A 20,214-nucleotide genomic window follows, 5' to 3' on the forward strand; every position below is an offset into this window, starting at 1 on the left:
GAGCAGTGCGATCGTTGATATATACACTTTACGCGTGACGCTTCACTAAATTGCATACTTTTTTGTAACCACTCACTTACACTATGCACGGCTTGTCGACTTTGCGCATGACGGGACAGCCTAAGTGCGTAACTATAACCGGTCAACTTTGGCTATTTAGCGACGGGGTGCAACCATTGCTGTGTTACTGTTGAACTTGCAATAGGTTGCTTTATAAACCCCTGTCTTGACCTGTCAGTGCCGCTTCTAAGACGTATTGCTTCTGGGTAAATGATGTGGCATTAAACTCTAGGTAGTTGTATTGAGTGCGCCAATCAAATTTTGCCAAACTTGGGTTATCTTGCCATTGCGTCACAAATAGATTTGTTGGCGTGTGTGAATGGCTGTCGTTATGGTTTATCGTGCAATAAACTTGCATATATTTAATGATTTAAGAATATCAAGAGCTTGCTGATAAACGTCATGCGCATTCTTTGTTGATTGCTTACAGTCAGCTTGAGAAAATATGAACGCCGCTCTAGATGCATCAGACACAGAAAAACCAATACGGATGAACGTACCCGCATTGGTAAAGCGGTTATCTTTCTAATAAGATTTGTTGTTTTATCCAAATTCCAGCTTCTTTGAGCTGACTGTCAGAAAAACTCCCCGCGCTGCAAGTGCTTTGTTTCCATACTGCTCCACTGCGTGGGTCGTCAGAGTAGTTCCAATTAATCCAACTGATTTTTTTCCGTTTCATCAAATTAATATACGCTTGTGCGCGTTCGAAATCATTGTCGCCATCTCCCGTATAAAGCTGAGTTCCCCACTCTGTGACGAAAACCGGTAATACATCCGATGCTGTATCAAGTGCTTCGAGGTAAGCGTCAAAATGTGAGGCTGCATAAAAATGGAAGGTGTACATGATATTGTTGAAAGAGAGTGGCTTTTGAATAACCTCTTGTACAGACCCGCCATCAGAGATGCCAAATGTGGCCCAGCCGTGAGTGCCTACTAATACAACAGCATCACTTTTTATATTGCGAATAATCGGGATAACTTGCTCGGCATAGTTATGAACAGCATCCCATGATACATTGTTAGGCTCGTTGGCAATATCGTAGAGGATGTTATCTCGATGCTTATTCTGTTGTACAACACGACTAAAGAACTCTTTGGCTAGTGCAGTGTTGGCATTAGGGTCTCCAGGAGACAATTGATGCCAATCCACTAAAACATACATTCCTCTGTCACTGGCCATTGCGATCAGTTCGTTGACTTGATTAATAAAGCCAGTTTTGTCTGTTTCGAATCCCCCTTCTTGTACGTATAAACTGAGCCTTACAATATCTGCACGCCATTCATATGCGAGCGTATCGAGTGACTGTGGTGTCAGGCATTTATTTAGTCCATACCACTGCAGACCATGGCTACTCATACCACGTAATTGTATAGGGTGATTATTTTTATTACACAGGTGTTTACCACATACGGAGAGCTTACCATGAGTATCAAAAGCACCTTGGATGGGAGTAGTTGGATTTGTACATATGCCTTCATAGCGCCATGACTGGTGCGAGCCAGGTACCGCCTTTGTCCACCAATTGGCCCTATATAGTTTATTTTCATACTGCATTAAATCTCCAGCATTAGCATGATCGTATTGGCCTGACCAATTTTTAGCGGTCCAATTTGGGTATTCATTGATTGAACTACAGTTAGCGGCGTATGCCTGTTTCATGGCGAGCAGTGATGCAAGTATATAAAGTACGCATGTCGTTTTTGACAGGTTCATTGAAGTGTTCCTCTTTTACATGTTGTGAACCTTAACTCTATGCGGTGGCTAAATAATCGCCTCATAGACTTTGGTCTAGGGGTTGTTGATCTTTGCTGTTCTATTTTTGTTCTTTTTGAGCACGCTTTTATCGCGGCGCTTAATATGTGGCCTAGTAATCTAAGCGAATATTAAGCAACAAAGAGAAAGGGTTACTCAAAAGAGCAGGTAGGCAGCGCTTGATTGGCTTTTCTACTATGTTATCGGCTGACTCACATGGAATAACCATGCTACGCAGCCTCTGCCTTGTATAAAAGCCAATCAAACTGCTGAAAAAATGAGCCTGAAAGATCAACAGCCCCTAGATTTTAGGTAACAAAGAAAAGTTGGGTCATCAAATAATGACCCAAAAAAACATACAAAACTGAAAAATTTGGTGCAGGGGAGACACCTGTATTTGTCGAAAACATTATCGCCTATCTCTGTGACAATTAGATGGCAAATTTAAAGTTGGTAGTGTGATGGATGCTCAGTTTATCGAATAGGGTCGTAGTTTTCTGGCGAGAGGGTAAAGGAGCAAGCATGGCTGATACATTTGTCTTATTACTTTAAATTTTTATTAATTGAACGTTCAAATAAGTTGTCCCTATTTGTCATATTTATTTCCCATACTGCTTTGCGTTCAGCCATTTAACCTTAAATTAGAAGTTGGGAAATCATGAAAAATACTCTCTCGCTTAACCTGATCACTGCTGCATTATTAACGAGCTTTTCTGCAAGCAGTTTTGCTCAAGGCAATGCTGTTGAAAATAGCTCAGTAGAAGATAACACCATTGAAGAAGTTACTGTCGTTGGACAGAGCGTGTCGTTTGCAAATAACGCCACCACTCAAGAAATGTCAAAACAACAAGCTGCGATGACCAGTGCATTAGCGATTATTGATAACTTACCCGGTGTTTTAATAAATGAAGGCGATACATTTGGCTCTGATGATTGGTCTACCACGGTATCTATTCGTGGTTTTCAGCTGAGCTTAGATGAGCAGCAAATTGGTATTACGATTGATGGTATTGCCAATGGTAACTCTAATTATGGTGGCGGAGCCAAAGCAAACCGCTATATTGATACAGAAAACCTTGGCACGGTACAAGTATCTCAAGGTACAGCGGATGTCGCGTCTCGTTCAAATGAAGCATTAGGGGGCACACTTAACTTCACAACGATAGACCCGACAAAAGATGCAGGCTTAACTCTTTCATTCACCAACGGGGACTTCGAAGCACAGAAGTATTTTGCGCGCTATCAAACAGGGGAAGTATTTGACAATACCTATGCTTGGGTGAGTATATCTAGTTCGAGTAATTCAGATTGGGTACAACAAGTGGCAAATAGTGAGCGAGACCATATCGCGGCTAAAGTGCTACACAGCAATGGTCCATTAAGCGTTAAAGCATATGCATCTTATGATGATGTAAAAGAAGCGAATTACCAAAGGATCAGCACAGAACAATTCGCAATAGACCCTACATGGGATAGGTTAACTGACTCGATAACAGGTACTCCCTATGTAGATCAAGTTTTTCGTAATGGCTGGCAAACGTTAAGGGAAAATACCTTTGGTTATGTTCAAGCAAACTATGAAGCGCGTAACTGGGAATTGTCCGGCAATGTTTATTATCACCATAATGAAGGGCGTGGTGACTGGATCCCGCCTTACCTTGAAGATATTTCGGCTGATGGTTTTAATCAACCTCATAGCGAGATCACATCTGATAAATCGTACACTGGGGGTAGCTCTAATGGTCGAATATATTTTGTCGACAAAGCTGGCCGACAACTTAGTCCGATTTCAGGATGTGAGTCGAGCATTACTTTTCCATATGGTGGCGCTGGGGCAGAGTATGATCCAGCTTGTTATCAAGCAGGTGCAATACCAGTGGGCTCATATCGCCATACTCATTATGGTAAAGACCGCTTAGGGTTCAACGCTGATTTTAGCTTTTACGGCAAGCTAGCTGATATGGACAATACGGTTCGAGCTGGAATATGGTACGAAGATTACCAGCGTCAAGAGTGGCGAGACTGGCATAAAAGAATTGATGCACGAGTGAGCGTAAACTTCGATAGTACGCCGTATTGGATACAGTACAACAGAGAATTCAATGTGGATACAACCATGTTCTATATTGAAAATGAATTGGACTTTAAAGTTGCAAGAGTGCGCGTTGGCGCGAAAAAGTTCTTAGTCGACCTTGAAGGTATTAACCTATTTGATGGGAGTAAAAACACCTCGATTGAGTCGGATTCAGAAACTTTATTGTCTGCAGGCATCGTGGCACCGACCCCTATTGAAGGCTTAGAGCTTTTTGCAGGGTATGCAGAAAACTTTGCTGCAATTAAAGATACCGTTTTGGAAAGAGATGCATCCGCACTGGATGAAATTGAGCCTGAGACGGCAGAGAATATTGACTTAGGCTTGCGTTATAGCTCAGATAAACTCAACGCCAGTGTGACATATTATGATGTTACTTTTGAAAACCGTTTAAATTTTATTGCGCCAGACTCACCTGATGGTATTAATTATTCGATTGGTAATAATGGTTCGTTTGAGAATGTCGGTGGTATTGAATCGAATGGGTTTGAAGCTTCTGCGACATGGTACATGACCAATGAATGGGGAATGTATACGTCATATACCTATAACGACTCAACGTACACAGGCGGGTTAAGTACTTTCCCACAAGGGAACACAGTGTTTGGTTCAGCGGAAAACTTAGCTGTTATCTCATTTGATTGGAGCAAAGGTAATTATTTTGCTGGTTTATCAACAAAGTGGGTTGGAGATCGTTGGATGGATGCGACAAATACTAAGAAAATTGATGCATATACAGTATCTGATTTTTATGCAGGTGTTGCGATTGATGCACCGATATCAGGGATTAAAGCCATGGAATTACGCTTTACCTTAAATAACGTTACGGATAAAAGTTACTTAGGAGGCGTGGCGAATCAGTCTGGATGGATAGGTGCTCCTCGTACAGCTGCAGTGAACTTTAAAGCTGAATTTTAACCTTTCGCTTGTATCAAAAGGCACATTGACTGTGCCTTTTTTTATTGTGCATGCTTGACATTAATACGCCTAACATTGAGAACGACGGGTTTTTATCGTATCTCATAAAACAAATTCATACTTTAACCCAAGTTCTCGTTTTTGATTAGACGAGTGGTTATTTGCTTATGTAGCAAAGTCATTTTATGCTAAGCCTATCTCAATAACGAGGCGACAACATGACTCATCACCATATTAATTACATTGAAATGGCTGCGTGTGATTTAGCGAAAACAGAACATTTTTTTTCTCGTGTTTTTAACTGGCAGTTTGAGCATTTCGGGCCAGATTACCGGGCATTTAGCAGCTCAGGCTTGACTGGTGGGTTTTATAAGTCAGAGTTAAGAGCCTGCACAAAATTAGGGAGTGCATTAGTGGTTATTTATAGTGTAAACCTGGAGCAGTCTTTACAAGATGTTGAGCTAGCGGGCGGTGAAATATGTGAGGCTATTTTTAGCTTTCCAGGAGGTCGACGTTTTCACTTTATTGAACCAAGTGGTAATGAATTAGCCGTATGGTCTGACCTATGAGTTTGATATAAATTTGGTATACTATTGGTAAATAACACTTTTTATTGGGTATATTGTAATCAAAACCATACTAACCGCTATTATTCTATCAGCCAGCTCAGTATTAACAACGACCTTGGTTGAGGCTCGCCAGATTTATGCCGATTTACCAGATAGTATTGATAAGCACGCGAAATATGTGTTTTATTCTCACGGTTACATTGTTGAGGGAACAAATCCTAAGCCAGTGGATACTCGATTTGGCTGGGGAGTATATGACTTTCCGGCAATCAAGGACGCGTTGTCAGACCCTAGCTATCATTTAATTGCGCACCATCGAAGCAAAAATACGGACCCGTTTGAGTATGCATACACACTGAATGGGCAAGTTCGAACTTTGGTTGAGCAGGGAGTAAAGCCAAGTAACATTACCATTATGGGGTTTTCTCGGGGGGCGTTTATTACCGGAGTTGCGTCTGATAAGTTGTCTGATTTAGGCGTTAATACGATAATTCTTGCAGGGTGTGGTCGTTTAGTTTGGAAAAAGCACACGGATGTTAAAGTGTATGGCCACGTGTTATCTATTTATGAAAAAACGGACAAATCTAATAGCTGCAGTGCATTAGCAGAAAAAAGTACGTCCGTAAAATCATTTACCGAGCTTGAAATTAACACCGGTCTGAGTCATGGCGCTTTTTATCGGCCGAGGCCAGAGTGGGTCACCCCTGTAAAGGCATGGATTAAGTCGCAACGTTAACAACACTGAAAACAGCATGGCTGACTTCCCACCTTTGATGGGAATGTTAGTTTAATATGTGGTGTGTATGTTCTATTTTTGAAAAGGCTATTTCTCCAAAAGTATTAGGGGTTGTTGATCTTCCAGGTTCATTTTTGCAGCAGTTTGATTGGATTTTATACAAGGTAGAGGCTGCGTAGCATGGTTATTCCATAGCCGACAACATAGTAGAAAAGCCAATCAAGCACTGCCTACCGGTTCTTTCGAGCAGCCCTTTCTCTTTGTTGCTTAATATTCGCTTAGATTACTAGGCCACATATTAAGCGCCGCGATAAAAGCATACTCAAAGAGAACAAAAATAGAACAGCAAAGGTCAACAGCCCCTAGGCAATGCCTACATCCAGCTTGCTAAACCACTCTAAAAACTCATTCACCATCTCGCCTTTAAAAATACGACCATGTTGAGGTGCCATCATATTAATCTCAAGCTCTCGAACCCTCGCAACCCAGTTGTTTTTTGCGCGATTTGAAGGCATCCAACGGCGATGGAAGTACTCCATATACTTGATGTGCTGTGCGAAATTTTCAACGAATAATGGCACGTCACCATGCTCTAAAGAAGCGCCAATGTCTCCGCTCATTAAGATCTTTGCCTGGGGGTCGTAAACATTAAAATTGCCCGATGAGTGCAGGTAATGTGCAGGAATAAACTTTAGCGTCGCAGTGCCAAGCTTAATCTCGCCGCCTTCGTCTTTGATTGGCATATATTGGATGTTTTCCATACCAAAGTGACGTATGAACCCTTCCCAAAGCCATGGAGCATATAGCTTAGCGTTGGGCACTGTTTTATCCCATAAACCTAGCGAAGAAATGATATCTGGGTCTTGATGGGATGCAAATAACGTGGTGATATTTTCTAGTTTTACATGGTGTAAAACTCCAGCAAGCATTGGCGAAAATAATTCAATGCCACCTGGATCTAGAATAATTGCTTCTTCAGCGCTTTTAATTAGGTATTGATTCGTGTCTATTATTTTTTCAGGTTTCGCTGGGTCTCGGCCTAGGACTAGCCACTGATGAGATTCTTCTGAATATAACTCGTTTGATTTCAACGCAGAGCTCCTCGTAATTTATATATTTCTTGTAGGTTATCATTGACGGCTTTTTTTATTTTTTTAGCGGCTTCAGCAATGAAGTCAGACACTGACTCTAGGCTATGACTAAATTCTCCGGCATTAGAGGCTTCAACTCGACTGGTGACCGCTATGTATTCGGCACTACGCATTTGCTTTTGAATGTCTTCAAAGTAGCTTTCGAGCGAAAAAATAGCCTGCTCTAAATTGCGCGTTTTTTGTTTTAAGTCCATTAAACTTTGTTGTTGCAAGGTGATAACGCATTTGTGCGCAGAAGTACTTTGTGCTTTTGTTAGTTGGTATTGATAGTCAGTACAGCGAACCACGGCTAATGCCAATGTAAACAGTTGATTTGAAAGTTTTGATATCTCAGAAGTGGTGCGAATTGTTTGTTCAGAAAACTCGTCAATAAAGTTTGTTATCGGTTTAAAGCCGTATGCCGCATCACCGGCTCTTAATGCGACGACTCGAGCGTTCTTTGCCGTCAAAGAAAGGTTTTTTGCCTGACTTAAAATCATATCTAAATTTGTAATGATATTAGCAACTCGCACAAAATTATTCATTGCTGATGTGGCTTGCTGAGAATTGATCATTGTATGACTCGGTTGTTGCAATTTTTACAGCATAGATAACTTTTATTTTATTTCCCAATTTATTGCCTATAAAACATGGTGTATATAGTGCTTTATCTTGTTGGAAACTTGATTAATTTTGCTCTGTCGCCAATAGTTTTAGTAGGCAATGAACAGAGTAATGGCTTATTGAGTTGATAAGCATTGGGCAAGTAGCCGACTAAGGTTTACGTGGATGAAACGGCATATATTTTGGGCGATAGGTTACTTAGTAATCGCTGTACTATTTATATTATACGGGCCCCCTCAACGAGTATGGGCTAGTCTTTGGGGCGCGGACCTTTGGTTAATTGCGGGGTTCATGACACTTCAGTACGGGAGTTGGTGGAAAACATCCACGCTTGCGTTAGCATTTACTTTTTTAGGTTACGTTGCTTTTGACTTCGTGAGTGTTGACGCATTCATTGTGTTGACGTTAAATATTTTTGAAGCTTATTTCATTGCTTTTTTCTTTAAACAACATTTTCAATTTCAACAAACAGTTAACCAGCCTAGTTATTTAGTAATGTGCTTAGTAAAGTTTGTGTTTCTCCCTTCATTAATACTAGGTGTAGCCGGTACCCAGTTGATTCCTGTGTTTTCAAACATGAGTGCACAGCGAGTGTTGATGGAGTGGTTTGAAGGGTCAGTTGTCACATTAGTAGTAGGTTTGCCAGTGGTTTTGTTATGTACGCAAAATGATAAATTAAAGTGGTCGTTTATCTATAATTTGCGTGACCTTGCATGGGGCGTGTCAGTGGCAGCTATTGCTATATGTTCCGCTTATATCTCTTGGGCGATGTTTGCAGTATTTACTGTGATTTTGTTGGCACTGTGCGCTGTTTTTCGTGGTTTTAAAGCACTGAGTTTGGCGGGGCTTATCTTAGCTGTCGTAATAGCTGTTGCGTTTAGTCATGGAGATTTATTAACCAAAGCCGAAAGTAACACCAAATTGACAGTCTTGGTTACTATGCTTTTGGGCTATTGTAATGCTTTAATAATTTGCATGTATGACTTATCAAATAAATGCTCATTCACACATATGCGCGCGCTGGATAGTCATTATCAACATACTTTTGAACAAAGCCCTGTCATGTTAGTTACGCTCGATGATGAAGGTAGAATCTTACATATTAGTGATGGGTTTATATGCAACCTTGAATACCGGCGTGAACAACTTCTAAATAAACCAATTACAGATTTTATGACGGATCATTCTGCGAGCTTAATTCATCACCGCGGATTGCAAGGAAACACTCAGTTTTCGATTGAAGAAATTGTCTTAGTGACCAGCCGCAATCAACAGGTGGTGTGTTTATTAGAAGCGGAGGTTTTTAGCGACCATGAAGGTGGTGGGCACACATTATGTTTCTTTCAAGATATGTCAGAGCGGCAAAAGCTGGCCGAAGCGCTATCAAAAGAGAAGGAGCTGCTAGAAGTGACGTTAAGTTCAATTGGAGATGGTGTTATTTGCACTGATGTAGATAGTAATGTGACTTATATGAATCCTGTTGCAGAAGCTATTTTGGCAAAGCTAACAGCTGAGGTTGCTGGGCAGCCATTTCAAGAAGTAATGCCACTTTTTAACGAAGATACATTACAGCCGATAGAAAACTTGACTGATTATTGTATGGGTAACCATCAAACATTAGGGTTACCAGAGCTTACGTGTGTTAAAAACCACTTAGGACTAACATTTGCAATCCAAGATTCTATTTCGCCCATTTACGGTAAAAGTGGCAAAATAATGGGATCTGTGATGGTTTTTCAAGATGTGACTGAGTCACGAATGATGTCGCGTAAAATGAATCATTTGGCTCATCACGACGCATTAACTGGATTGCCTAATCGATTGTTATTGCAAGATCGGTTAATTCAAGCATGTAAACGAGCCCGGCGCTGTAAACATCAATTCGCGTTGGTGTTTATTGATCTCGATAAGTTTAAGAAAATTAATGATTCGTTGGGGCATGATTATGGCGACTTGTTACTGAAACAAGTATCAGAGCGGCTTGCTGGGTGTGTAAGAGCATGCGATACCGTGTCACGTATGGGGGGAGATGAGTTTGTATTATTGCTCGATGCCATTGAAGACAAACGCCATGTACGTAAAGTGATTAAAAAAGTACTGTCGAGCACGACGGGAGAATATGAGCTTAAAGGTATTCAATTAACAGTGTCTTTAAGCGCTGGTATTGCGATATACCCTGACGATGGTGATAATGCGGAAACACTGATGAAGCATGCCGATACAGCTATGTATAGGGCTAAGAAAGTCGCTAAGACTGATTTTCAATTCTATAGCGCAAAACTAGATCATGAAGCCGAATTGCGTGTGGAAATAGAAAGTGCAATTCATAAGAGCATTGAAAAAGGCGAGTTTATTCCTTATTACCAACCTATTGTAAATGCGAAAACATTTGAGCTTGAAAAGTTAGAAATGTTGGCTAGATGGCAACAACAAGATCAGTTGCTCGACCCAATTCACTTTATTGCTATTGCGGAAGATGCCAATTTGATTAGCAAGCTCAGCCTACAATTGCTGAAGAAATCATTTCCACAATTTGCTCAATGGTTGTTAATTAAACCAGGCTTAATTTTAAGCATTAATATATCAGTTTTACAGCTCAGTGAAACACACTTTGTAAAGGAACTGCTTGATACAGCTGCTAAATATAATGTTCCGCCGACAAATTTAGAAATTGAAATCACTGAGTCGGCACTGGTATCAAATGTTGACGCGATGAAAAAAACATTACTGGAATTACAAAAATACGGCTTTGCAATTGCGATTGATGATTTTGGTACGGGGTTTTCTAGTTTGAGCTATTTGAAACATCTTAACTTTGACACAATAAAAATAGATGAATCATTTGTTGCAGACATCAGTGGCAGTAAGAAAAATGCTGATTTAGCGATGGTCATTGTTAATATGGCGAAAAGCCTTCAAGTCAATAGTGTTGCAGAAGGGGTAGAAAATGCGATGCAAGCGAAAGCGCTGACAGCATGCGGGTGCGAGCAGCTACAAGGCTATTTTTTTTCAGAACCGACTGATGCACAGGCAATGACCCATATGATTGAGCATGGGCAAGTATTTAGTACAATACATAAAGATAATTAGGTTAAATAGGGCGCGTCAATTTATAAACCTATGAATTTCCTTCACCGTATAATTTGTCTGTTTTTACATGGCTGTTCGGTCTAGCAGACACGTATTTTCTCAATTATTTTGTGCAATACGCCACAGTACTTTGCTCGGGTCAAGTAAACAAAACTCTGTCATGCCCCAAGGTTGTGTAACAATAGGGGTTACTTTGCAGTTAAATTCTTGCTCTAAATTAAGAGTGAGAATATGCTCATGCCATGCATTCACGTCAGCAACCTGTAAATGCATCATATAATTCTCGCAATGCTGAGGCTCATAGAAGTCTTGTAGTAAAAACGTATATGTTTGGTAACGAAAGAAAGCAATGCCTGCGTCTTGAGATTTGAGCTCAAACCCTAACCTTTTATAAAATTGTATTGATACGTCAAAATCTTTAGCTGGAATAAATGGTTTGAGTGATATGACATTTAAATTAAGCATAATTGTTCGAGTATGTTGTGACATTTCCTTATAGACGTTTACCACTACTGGCAATTTAGTCCAAAGTATCCGCTGTTTAGCGTGCAAATTGTCAACGTTAAGTATTAACCCAGAGCCAACGTTATCATGTGGTCGTTATAAGTACGCTAAATTATGGTTAAGTTACTTGGCTAGAACGCAACTTCATGATAGTTTTTCGCAAAAATAAATTAAGAGAAATACGATGCCAAAGGCCAGTGAAATAAAAAAACATGCAGCGATAGAATATAACAGTCGCGTTATGATCGTCAGAGATATTGAACGTTCAGTACCACAAGGACGCTCTGGTGGCAGTTTATACCGAATGCGCATGTATGATGTTGTAACAGGCGGTAAAGTTGATGAAACGTTTAAAGCAGATGAAATGCTGACGCTTGCCGATTTAATTCGCCGTCCAGTGATGTTTTCTTACATTGACGGTGATGAATATGTATTTATGGATGAAGAAGATTATACGCCATATAATTTGAATAAATCTTCGATTGAAGAGCAAGTGCTATTTGTTTCAGAGGATACAAAAGGGTTACTTGCGGTCATTGTTGAAGGCAGCCCAGTTTCAATCGATTTACCATCAAGTGTTGAATTGGTGATCGAAGACACTTCTCCTTCAATTAAGGGCGCTTCAGCGAGTGCGCGTACCAAACCTGCGACCATGAGTACAGGCTTAATCGTACAAGTTCCTGAGCACATTTCAAATGGAGATCGCATTAAAATTAATACCGACGAAAAGAAATTTATGGGTCGTGCTGATAACTAATACAAAGGTTAAAAGTGAGATGCCTTAGCGTATCTCTCTTTTAACTATGACGTTTTGTTTTAGAAAGGAATTATGTATGACGAGCAAATGGTTAAGCATCAGTAATGCGCATGCCAAGAAAACCCTTATCTGTTTTCCATATGCAGGTGGCGGGGTTAATATATATGCTGGATGGCAAAAGTTACTGCCAGATGATGTTCGTTTGGTTATTGTACAACCGCCAGGCCGAGGTGGGCATTTTGGTGAACCAGCCATAGATGATATGGAGCAGTTAATTAGTGCGTTACAGGTGCATTTGGATCCCTACATGCAGGGTGATTATGTACTGTATGGTCATAGTTTAGGTAGTCGTGTTGCTTTTGAACTTTTACGTCAAGCATTAAAGCGAGGATTGCCGTGCGCGAAGCACTTTTTTGCATCAGGCAGTGCAAGTCCAAGTTATTGCGGAAATAGAAAAGCAATTTACGATTTACCTTCAGCCGAATTTAGGGCTGAGTTGGCGAGTTTGAATGGCACACCGAAAGAAATCTTAGAACATAGCGAATTGATGGATTTGTTTGAGCCAATGTTACGCGCAGACTTTAAGCTCGCTGACACTTATGGGTACCATAAAGCATTGATATTACCATGCGCGGTGAGTGTTTTTGCGGGTACACAAGATCCTATTCTTGAAGAACATACACGCCATTGGTTAACTTTTTTTGAGCAAGGTGAGTTTTCTTGGTTTGAAGGTGGGCACTTTTTCATCAATGATTATACAGATGAGATTGTTGAGAAAGTGGGCGATAGGTTAGCTTCTATAACATAAAGCTTGAAAGTTGTGGCCTGAAAAAGGGCGTTAATTTTAGCGTATATTGTTGAATTATCTTAAACACCTGCTAACGTTGAATTGACTATAATAGCAACGAAAAGGAAAGTCATGAAAATCAAGCTAACGATCAAAAAGAAAAACCTAAAGGGTTTGTCGGATAATAACCACGCTATTTTTCACCAGCAAACACCGAACATAGTAGGTGGTAGAATGGACCCGCCATCTTTTGGTTGTGATACAGGCTACTTAGTATGTGGTGGTGATTCAATTATTCAGCGAAAGTAGTGCTTAGACTTTAAGCATAATAAGGCAGCGCAGTTAACAGTGCTGCCTTTTATATTTCTACTTATTACAACATTGCCGAGGTTAGGCGTTAGACAATGCTTGCTTGGCAACTTGTAAGCTGGGTAGACTACCGACGTTTTGTAAAATATGCGCTTTGATTTGGTAGGTTTGTGCCAATTGTGCTTCTGTCAAAACTTCATCTGGTTTACCATAAGCCACTACGCGTCCGTTTTCTAACATGGTAATGTTATCAGCAAAACTAGCCGCAAGTGCTAAATCATGTACGACAGCCAACACACCAGCCCCTTTGTTGGCAATATTTCTGGCTAATTGCATAACCTGATATTGATGGAACAAATCTAGACTTGCGGTTGGTTCATCAATGAGTAAGTAGCACGGCTCTTGATTTTCTAATGCTGGCAATAGTTGACATAACACACGTGCAAATTGCACTCGTTGCTTCTCTCCACCAGATAACTGTGTAAATGGTTTATTGATCAAATGCGACACGTTTAACGTATTAATGGCCTGTTTAGAATAAGCTTGTAATGTGGTAAAAGGTGTTGAATCGGCATGTACAAAATGAGACATATCGACAATTTCTTGTACTGTAAATGGGAAGTCACAATCATAGTTCTGCGTTAGAACGGCGCGCATGCGAGCGAACTGTTTTGCGTCATATTCATGGTAGTTTAGCTGTTGATATTCGACTTGCCCAGCCGTCAGTGGTATATCACCACATAGTGACTTTAACAGTGTTGATTTACCAGCTCCATTAGGGCCCAAGATGACAGTCAGTTGCCCGCAGTCTAACGTTAAGTTAGCGTCATGAAGTAACGTATTCTGTGCTACTTTTACGGTAATATTTTTAGCTTCTATCATGCTAAAACCCTCTCGATTTATAGGTTTTTAGTAACATAACTAAGAAAAAAGGTCCGCCAATGGCGCTGGTGATTAAGCCAATAGGCAGTTCAGAGGGCAATATGAGAGTACGAGCAAGAATATCAGCAAGGCTTAACAATATTGCGCCACCTAATATAGAAGCCGGCATGAGATAGCGATGATCAGGACCCATAATTAAGCGCATGATATGAGGTACTATAAACCCCACGAAGCCAATCATTCCAGTAAGGGCGACTGCTGAGCCGGTACACAATGCAGTATAAATAAATGCCTTTTTTTTCAAGGCGACAACATTAACTCCTAAGTGTTTTGCTTGTTGTTCACCAAGCAAGTAAATATTGAGTGGCTTGGCCATTTTAGTTAATAGCACACAACATATACAGATGATGATTAATGACGGTAAGATCATTTCAAAACTGTTGCCAGCGAGCGACCCCATACTCCAAAAGGTTAAATCGCGTAATTCAGCATCAGTACTTATTAAGGTTAAAATGCCTATTAAAGCCCCAACAATGGCATTTACGGCTATTCCAGCGAGTAATAAGCTGATAATAGTAAACTGGTTGCCTTGACTAGATAGGCGATAAATCATTGCACAAATTATTAAGCAACCCAAAAATGCACCTATGGGGACCGCGTATATACCATATGTGTCACTAAAGCTACTGAGTAAGGTATTGCCCAATACGATGGTGGCAATGGCACCTAGTGCGGCACCACTGGTTATGCCAATTAAACCAGGATCCGCGAGAGGGTTTCTAAATATTGCCTGCATGGCGGCTCCACTAGCACCTAATCCAGCACCAACCGCCATAGCGAGTAACAATCGTGGTAGTCGAATTTCCCAGATAACAGCATGCTGTAGGGAATCAGACCCGACATTATTTAAAATATGTATCAACTGACTGAACGCGATGTTTACCCCGCCCGTGGCGAGTGCCGTGAAACAAACGACCATACATAGACATAATAAACCGATCAGAAAAAGGCGCTTTACCGACTGAGCAGGTATAAATGATTGGCTAAGGGCTAACACTATAGTGCCTTACTGTTATGAGACGTTTGCGCTGCGCGTAATTGGTAACCGGCTGGGTAGGTCACATTCGCATGAATAGCCTTGGCAAGTTCGACAACAGCTTGAGGCGTTCTTGGACTCATACCTAAAAGATAAGAACCATCAAATGTAAACACCTGTTTGTTTTTAACCGCGTTAGAATATTTAAAGTGCGTAATTTTAGATACATCTATAGATTTGTTGGCGCCATGTCGGCCCATGGTAACAATGATATCTGGGTTCATTGCCATTGCAGACTCCGTAGACAGCGGTTTCCAACCAGTGAAGTGAGCGCCGGCTATATTATGGCCTCCGGCTGCGGTGATCACCTCATGTGCCGATGTATCAGCGCCAGAAACAAGTGGTTGTCCGGCTTTTAAGCTTAAGACAAACAGTACGTTAGGTTTTAATTGAGTTTGCGACAAAATGTGCTTAAGCGCTTGGCGATCTGCTTGAATATAGGTATTAAGCATTTGGCCTTTTTGTTCGACATTAAGTAATTTTGCAATTTGACTAATTTTGGTTTCAATACCATGAAAGTTATCATTATTAGAGAAAATATGCGTTTTAAGACCCGTATCTTGCAGCTGCTTTACTACTTTATCAGGACCCGTATCAGCTTCGCCGAGTAGTAAGTCTGGGTTTAAAGATAATACCCCTTCAACATTGATGTTACGTACATAACCGACCTGCGCTTTTTTTGTTGCTATTGCAGGGAAAACACTGGTGCTGTCTACGCCGATAATACGATCTTGCTCGCCTAATGCATAAATAATTTCAGTGATTGAACCGCCTGAAACGACCACCCGCTGATAATTCTGAGCGGCGGCTATTGAGGGGAATAAAATGAATAAACTAACGAAGTAAATACAAAAAACAGAATAACAAGACCAAGCTTTAACTTTCATAACAATTCCAAAGTTGCTATTATAATAATGAGAATAATAACAGTTATCATTATCAGTAATCAACATGAAGATCTTAACCTGTACCAGTATTTCCGTTATAGCCCATAGCTTATTATGGTTAGTAACGCCCTCTCAAAGCATGCAATTTGATGGTGGCGACAACGCCAAATTAATTGCATTAAAAGTTAAAATACAACAGGTTGCGACTTACTCGCTCGTAAAGCAACCGACCGAGTCAGGTTCAGAAGCCGACTTAAATAAAACCATATTTAATGGTGAGAAAAATAAATTAGCCTTACAAGAGCAAGCCGTAATTGCAAAGGTGTTACCTGCTAAGCAGTCCGTAGAGCGAGTCGCTAAGATAGACCACCAGCCAGTTCATCCCGTCGTTGATGCCGTAGCGCCGACAGATGTATCGATAGAGCCATCAGAGCAGAAAAAAATAGATGAAGATACCGTTACTGAGGTTGAAGCGACAGCTATTCAACTTGCGGCGCAGCATAGTGCGAGTAATGCTCCCATTAATGTTACTCAGTTGCCGCTTTTTAAAATGCCAAGACCTGCATTGAAATATCCGTTGCGAGCTAAACGCCGAGGCCAGCAAGGCGTCACTATTGTCTCTATTGAATTAGATGAATACGGGGCTATTGTCGCTGTTGCGTTGGTCAAAAGCAGTGGTTTTTCGGTACTAGATAAAGCAGCCCTGAATAATGTAAAACAATGGCAGTTTCACGCTGTAGAGCGCTACGGACATGCCGTAAAAGCAAAATTCACTGTGCCTGTCGAATTTAGCCTCACAAGTTAATTTTATCAACTGGAGTAAGTACTATGAATGAAATAATTACGCAGTTAGGAATGATGCAATGGCCATTTCTTGTTTTGTCATCAGTGGCACTGACACTGATTTTAGAAAGAGGGTGGGTGCTGAGCGAGGGCGTTTGGCGATTGGCGAGTATTAAAACATCTTTACGGGAAATACAGGCAACTCCCGAACGATTACAACTTCATATTCAGAAACAAGTTGCTCGGTGGCGGAAGCGTTTATCATTGATCAGCCTAATAGGCATGCTAAGTCCACTCATGGGGCTTTTCGGAACTGTTTGGGGGTTAGTTGTGATGTTTAAAGGCATTGCAGATACGCAACAAGCGGTTACGCCTGCACTATTGGCTGATGGGTTATGGGGGGCAATGTATTCAACGGTCGTTGGATTAGCCATTGCAATGCCTTGCATTGTTTTCAATGGGGTTTGCCAAGCATTGGTTGAGCATATGCAAACAGAATTGACTTTGTTTGCTAATGAGCAAATTGTTACTACGCAGGCGCAACATGCTTGAATTACCAAAACCCTCAGAGAATGCGTTAGTCCCAGACTTAACTGCGTTGTTGGATGTGTTATTTATTGTACTGGTTTTTTTGCTTTTAAGTGTCGCAGTCCAAGTTAATGTGATGGAAGTGTCATTACCTGATGCTGGAGATAATGGTAGTGCTGTGTCAGAGCAAACGCCAGTAGTACTAAGTCTCATGTATCACGACAATCATGTTAGCTATGCACTAAACGATCAGCCTTTTAGCACCCAAGAAACTTTAATGCAGGCAGTTAAGCACATAGAGTACGTAAGCCCAGTATTTATTGCTGTTGATAAGCATGTGCCCAGTGAGGCTCTGGTGCAACTATTAGCCAACCTTAGCCAAGAAAATCGATCTATTGCGAATATATTAATTGAACGCAAATAAAAATAGTTATCATTATTATTTTGTTATGGTATATTGCGCGCCATAAGTTAAAACCGCGCATCTTTCAGTATGGAGTTAACACCAATGCTTTCGCATTGGTGAAGGAACTGAGTTAAATGGGGCACTGAAGAGCACGGTTTGTTTTTGCTATTAATATTTAATCAGGAGTACCCCATGCGTTTATCAAAAATTAGTTTGTGCTTGGCAACATTTTCCCTTCCTCTGATGGCACACGCTAATACTCAAAATACCAATGATGCTGCTATCGTGACATCGTTAGATGCGGTAACGGTAACGGCTACGCGCACTGAAAAAACCGTGTTGCAATCAGCACAAGCTGTTAATGTCATTTCGAGTGAGCAAATAGAGAAGCAATTAGAAAGTAGCTTATTTAACACCTTGGATATGATCCCAAATGTCAGTGCAAATGGTGGCCCTAGAAATGGTGGTCAAAAGTTCAATATTCGAGGTTTTAGTGATGCTGAAGATGTGTTGGTAACCGTCGATGGCATGGTACAAACATTTGAAAAATATCGAATGGGAAGCTTGTTCACTGATTCTGAATTGTATAGAACGATTAGTATTAAACGCGGCACGAGTACAGTATTGCATGGTGGTGGTGCATTAGGTGGCGTTGTACAGCTTGAGCTCAAAGATGCAGCCGATTTTTTACGTGATGGAGAAACCGCTGGAGCGAAGGTGAAATTGGGTTACGATAGCAATAACGAACAAAAAAATGGTTCTGTATTTGCTTTTGCAAGACCAACAGAAACGCTAGATTTACTTGCAGCAGTAGTCAAACGAGACAGTGATGATTTTGAACTATCTAATGGTGAAATGTTAGATAATTCAGGGATTGAAAATAGTTCGGTATTACTTAAAGGTGAATACTTCCTTACAGATGACTCTCTATTAGGTGTGACTTACACAACCACACAGGATGCACAACGAACTGAGTTTAATACAACGGATGCTGGCGCATGGGGAACGGTTTATCGAGAAGTCGATCAAACTGCGGCAAACTTAAGTTATGAACTTATGCCAAGTGATAACCCTTACTTAGATTTAACTGCAAAGCTAGGGTTCACAACAAGTCAGGTAACAGAGACTGACGGTGAGGGCATGTTGAAAGATTTTGTCGGTATAAAATCGACATATGAATATAACATTACGACGTTAGATGTAATGAACACATCAAAAGTAGCTGGTCATGCATTGACTTATGGCGTGCAATATACCGACAAAGAACGTATTGGCGAAAAAACAGCACTGCCCTGTGAGCGTATTAACTTTGAGACCTATGCATGTGAGCAATATGGCACGGTTGCCCAAACAGGTGAAATGACTTCTCAGCCTGGCGGTGACCAAGTACGTACAGGTGTGTATATTCAAGATGAGTTTAAGCTACAGGATTTGACTGTGATTACCGGCGTTCGTTATGAGCGTTATGAAACAAATCCAACAGCCAGTTTTTCGTCAAAGTTCAATGATTTAGATACGAATGTTACGCACAGTGATTGGGCTCCTTCAATTAGCCTTAATTACCAAGTAACGCCTGAACTGGCAATATTTGTGAATCGACAGTCAGGCTTTAGGGCGCCGCTTATTGATGAATTATACGATCAATATGGCGGTCGTCAAAGTGCACTTAATTTAGACATTGAGTACAGTGATAATAGTGAGTTAGGGATGACATATAGCGTTGATAATGTCCTAAACAACACTGACACTTTAAATCTACGAGTGATGTATTTTGATATTAGTGTTGACGACGAAATTACTTCACTAACCAGCGAAACGCAAAACCCAATGCCCAATCCAAGATACGCCAATCGTGCAAGTAACGACAGAGACGGATTTGAACTTGAACTCAATTATGCGAACCAATATTTATATTCGAACCTAACGTACAGCACGATTGACGGGGAAGATAATACAGGTAAAGCGCTTTGGTATTTACCGGCAGATAAATTAAGTGTGGATACTGGGTTTTCAATGCTAGACAACACGGTAATGCTTGGGGCAAAAATTGTTCATACTAGCAACCGAGATGTTGAAAGTTATAACCGCAGTACGCGTCAGTATGGTGTTGTAAAGCATCAAAGCCATACATTGTGGGACTTATATGCCAGCTGGGATGTAACACAAGACGTAAACTTGCGTTTAGCGATTGATAACGTCTTTGACAAAGAATATACAGTGATTGCGGGTACAGGTGGTGGTATTGGTGATTATGGTGTTGGTCGAAGTGTTAAAACTCAAGTGAGCTGGCGTTTTTAAGGAGG

The 20,214-nt window shown here is 40.8% G+C and carries 19 protein-coding genes; 11 read left to right on the forward strand and 8 right to left on the reverse strand.

The features are described 5' to 3' along the window. Positions 1-211: 211 nt before the first annotated feature. On the reverse strand, positions 212-418 hold the full coding sequence (locus J8M01_RS06460; RefSeq protein WP_211057420.1) for a hypothetical protein: 207 nt from the start codon (positions 416-418) through the stop codon (positions 212-214). A 159-nt stretch (positions 419-577) separates the two neighbouring features. Beyond that, complete coding sequence (locus tag J8M01_RS06465) at positions 578-1,774, reverse strand: cellulase family glycosylhydrolase (protein WP_211057421.1); 1,197 nt, start codon at positions 1,772-1,774, stop codon at positions 578-580. A 697-nt stretch (positions 1,775-2,471) separates the two neighbouring features. Here J8M01_RS06465 and J8M01_RS06470 point away from each other — a divergent pair. The 3 genes from J8M01_RS06470 to J8M01_RS06480 all read left to right on the forward strand — a co-directional run bounded on the left by J8M01_RS06470 (position 2,472) and on the right by J8M01_RS06480 (position 6,128). Next, complete coding sequence (locus J8M01_RS06470; protein WP_211057422.1) at positions 2,472-4,823, forward strand: TonB-dependent receptor; 2,352 nt, start codon at positions 2,472-2,474, stop codon at positions 4,821-4,823. A 218-nt stretch (positions 4,824-5,041) separates the two neighbouring features. Then, the gene (locus tag J8M01_RS06475) at positions 5,042-5,392 is read left to right on the forward strand and encodes a VOC family protein (RefSeq protein WP_211057423.1); all 351 of its coding nucleotides are present in this window, start codon (positions 5,042-5,044) and stop codon (positions 5,390-5,392) included. A gap of 115 nt (positions 5,393-5,507) precedes the next feature. Beyond that, positions 5,508-6,128, forward strand: a complete 621-nt coding sequence (locus J8M01_RS06480; RefSeq protein WP_247671028.1) for an alpha/beta hydrolase — start codon at positions 5,508-5,510, stop codon at positions 6,126-6,128. A gap of 362 nt (positions 6,129-6,490) precedes the next feature. Here the strand turns inward: J8M01_RS06480 and J8M01_RS06485 are convergent, their stop codons facing one another. Next, positions 6,491-7,219, reverse strand: a complete 729-nt coding sequence (locus J8M01_RS06485) for an MBL fold metallo-hydrolase (RefSeq protein ID WP_192509646.1) — start codon at positions 7,217-7,219, stop codon at positions 6,491-6,493. After that, positions 7,216-7,833: a chemotaxis protein gene (locus J8M01_RS06490; protein WP_192509647.1), complete on the reverse strand. Its 618-nt coding sequence runs from the start codon at positions 7,831-7,833 to the stop codon at positions 7,216-7,218. Before J8M01_RS06490 ends, J8M01_RS06485 begins: the two co-directional genes overlap by 4 nt. Before the next feature lie 340 nt (positions 7,834-8,173). Between J8M01_RS06490 and J8M01_RS06495 the strand changes: the two genes are divergently transcribed. Next, positions 8,174-10,972 carry an EAL domain-containing protein gene (locus tag J8M01_RS06495; RefSeq protein WP_211057424.1) on the forward strand — a complete coding sequence of 933 codons (2,799 nt, stop codon included), beginning with the start codon at positions 8,174-8,176 and terminating at the stop codon, positions 10,970-10,972. 99 nt (positions 10,973-11,071) lie between these two features. On the opposite strand, the gene J8M01_RS06500 is transcribed toward J8M01_RS06495, so the two are convergent. After that, positions 11,072-11,437, reverse strand: a complete 366-nt coding sequence (locus tag J8M01_RS06500) for a VOC family protein (protein WP_192509656.1) — start codon at positions 11,435-11,437, stop codon at positions 11,072-11,074. Positions 11,438-11,660: 223 nt separating this feature from the next. On the opposite strand from J8M01_RS06500, the gene yeiP reads away from it, so the two are divergent. From yeiP to J8M01_RS06515, 3 genes are all read left to right on the forward strand, one after another. Then, positions 11,661-12,233, forward strand: coding sequence for an elongation factor P-like protein YeiP (yeiP, locus tag J8M01_RS06505; RefSeq protein ID WP_192509657.1), 573 nt, complete (start codon positions 11,661-11,663; stop codon positions 12,231-12,233). 76 nt (positions 12,234-12,309) lie between these two features. Next, positions 12,310-13,041, forward strand: a complete 732-nt coding sequence (locus J8M01_RS06510) for an alpha/beta fold hydrolase (protein WP_192509658.1) — start codon at positions 12,310-12,312, stop codon at positions 13,039-13,041. Between the two features lie 111 nt (positions 13,042-13,152). Then, entirely contained in the window at positions 13,153-13,329 is a 177-nt protein-coding gene (locus J8M01_RS06515) for a hypothetical protein (RefSeq protein ID WP_192509659.1), read from the forward strand. A gap of 81 nt (positions 13,330-13,410) precedes the next feature. Here J8M01_RS06515 and J8M01_RS06520 read toward each other — a convergent pair whose 3' ends face one another. The 3 genes from J8M01_RS06520 to J8M01_RS06530 are packed head-to-tail and all read right to left on the reverse strand — an operon-like array spanning position 13,411 to position 16,194. Next, complete coding sequence (locus J8M01_RS06520; RefSeq protein ID WP_211057425.1) at positions 13,411-14,211, reverse strand: heme ABC transporter ATP-binding protein; 801 nt, start codon at positions 14,209-14,211, stop codon at positions 13,411-13,413. A gap of 1 nt (position 14,212) precedes the next feature. Next, a complete protein-coding gene (locus J8M01_RS06525; protein WP_211057426.1) occupies positions 14,213-15,268 on the reverse strand; it encodes an iron ABC transporter permease in 1,056 nt (351 codons plus the stop codon). Continuing rightward, positions 15,268-16,194, reverse strand: coding sequence for an ABC transporter substrate-binding protein (locus tag J8M01_RS06530; protein ID WP_211057427.1), 927 nt, complete (start codon positions 16,192-16,194; stop codon positions 15,268-15,270). Before J8M01_RS06530 ends, J8M01_RS06525 begins: the two co-directional genes overlap by 1 nt. Positions 16,195-16,258: 64 nt before the next feature. Between J8M01_RS06530 and J8M01_RS06535 the strand changes: the two genes are divergently transcribed. The 4 genes from J8M01_RS06535 to J8M01_RS06550 all read left to right on the forward strand — a co-directional run bounded on the left by J8M01_RS06535 (position 16,259) and on the right by J8M01_RS06550 (position 20,209). Then, entirely contained in the window at positions 16,259-16,999 is a 741-nt protein-coding gene (locus J8M01_RS06535) for an energy transducer TonB (protein WP_211057428.1), read from the forward strand. A 23-nt stretch (positions 17,000-17,022) separates the two neighbouring features. After that, complete coding sequence (locus J8M01_RS06540) at positions 17,023-17,529, forward strand: MotA/TolQ/ExbB proton channel family protein (RefSeq protein WP_211057429.1); 507 nt, start codon at positions 17,023-17,025, stop codon at positions 17,527-17,529. After that, positions 17,522-17,929 (forward strand): biopolymer transporter ExbD, encoded by a 408-nt coding sequence (locus J8M01_RS06545; RefSeq protein ID WP_211051640.1) that lies wholly within the window; start codon positions 17,522-17,524, stop codon positions 17,927-17,929. The genes J8M01_RS06540 and J8M01_RS06545 overlap by 8 nt, the downstream gene beginning before the upstream one ends. 174 nt (positions 17,930-18,103) lie before the next feature. Next, on the forward strand, positions 18,104-20,209 hold the full coding sequence (locus J8M01_RS06550; RefSeq protein WP_211057430.1) for a TonB-dependent receptor: 2,106 nt from the start codon (positions 18,104-18,106) through the stop codon (positions 20,207-20,209). The last annotated feature ends 5 nt before the right edge of the window (positions 20,210-20,214 follow it).

The sequence above is a fragment of the Pseudoalteromonas sp. MMG005 genome, from assembly GCF_018101015.1.
GTDB lineage: Bacteria > Pseudomonadota > Gammaproteobacteria > Enterobacterales > Alteromonadaceae > Pseudoalteromonas > Pseudoalteromonas aurantia.

What these genes read in the sequence shown, in the direction of transcription:
- J8M01_RS06495 (WP_211057424.1), top strand. Translation starts at nt 8,174, where the DNA reads ATGACACTTCAGTACGGGAGTTGGTGGAAAACATCCACGCTTGCGTTA.
- J8M01_RS06500 (WP_192509656.1), bottom strand. Translation starts at nt 11,437, where the DNA reads ATGCTTAATTTAAATGTCATATCACTCAAACCATTTATTCCAGCTAAA.
- J8M01_RS06520 (WP_211057425.1), bottom strand. Translation starts at nt 14,211, where the DNA reads ATGATAGAAGCTAAAAATATTACCGTAAAAGTAGCACAGAATACGTTA.
- J8M01_RS06540 (WP_211057429.1), top strand. Translation starts at nt 17,023, where the DNA reads ATGAATGAAATAATTACGCAGTTAGGAATGATGCAATGGCCATTTCTT.
- J8M01_RS06510 (WP_192509658.1), top strand. Translation starts at nt 12,310, where the DNA reads ATGACGAGCAAATGGTTAAGCATCAGTAATGCGCATGCCAAGAAAACC.
- J8M01_RS06465 (WP_211057421.1), bottom strand. Translation starts at nt 1,774, where the DNA reads ATGAACCTGTCAAAAACGACATGCGTACTTTATATACTTGCATCACTG.
- J8M01_RS06490 (WP_192509647.1), bottom strand. Translation starts at nt 7,833, where the DNA reads ATGATCAATTCTCAGCAAGCCACATCAGCAATGAATAATTTTGTGCGA.
- J8M01_RS06550 (WP_211057430.1), top strand. Translation starts at nt 18,104, where the DNA reads ATGCGTTTATCAAAAATTAGTTTGTGCTTGGCAACATTTTCCCTTCCT.
- J8M01_RS06470 (WP_211057422.1), top strand. Translation starts at nt 2,472, where the DNA reads ATGAAAAATACTCTCTCGCTTAACCTGATCACTGCTGCATTATTAACG.
- J8M01_RS06515 (WP_192509659.1), top strand. Translation starts at nt 13,153, where the DNA reads ATGAAAATCAAGCTAACGATCAAAAAGAAAAACCTAAAGGGTTTGTCG.
- J8M01_RS06460 (WP_211057420.1), bottom strand. Translation starts at nt 418, where the DNA reads ATGCAAGTTTATTGCACGATAAACCATAACGACAGCCATTCACACACG.
- J8M01_RS06545 (WP_211051640.1), top strand. Translation starts at nt 17,522, where the DNA reads ATGCTTGAATTACCAAAACCCTCAGAGAATGCGTTAGTCCCAGACTTA.
- yeiP (WP_192509657.1), top strand. Translation starts at nt 11,661, where the DNA reads ATGCCAAAGGCCAGTGAAATAAAAAAACATGCAGCGATAGAATATAAC.
- J8M01_RS06535 (WP_211057428.1), top strand. Translation starts at nt 16,259, where the DNA reads ATGAAGATCTTAACCTGTACCAGTATTTCCGTTATAGCCCATAGCTTA.
- J8M01_RS06475 (WP_211057423.1), top strand. Translation starts at nt 5,042, where the DNA reads ATGACTCATCACCATATTAATTACATTGAAATGGCTGCGTGTGATTTA.
- J8M01_RS06530 (WP_211057427.1), bottom strand. Translation starts at nt 16,194, where the DNA reads ATGAAAGTTAAAGCTTGGTCTTGTTATTCTGTTTTTTGTATTTACTTC.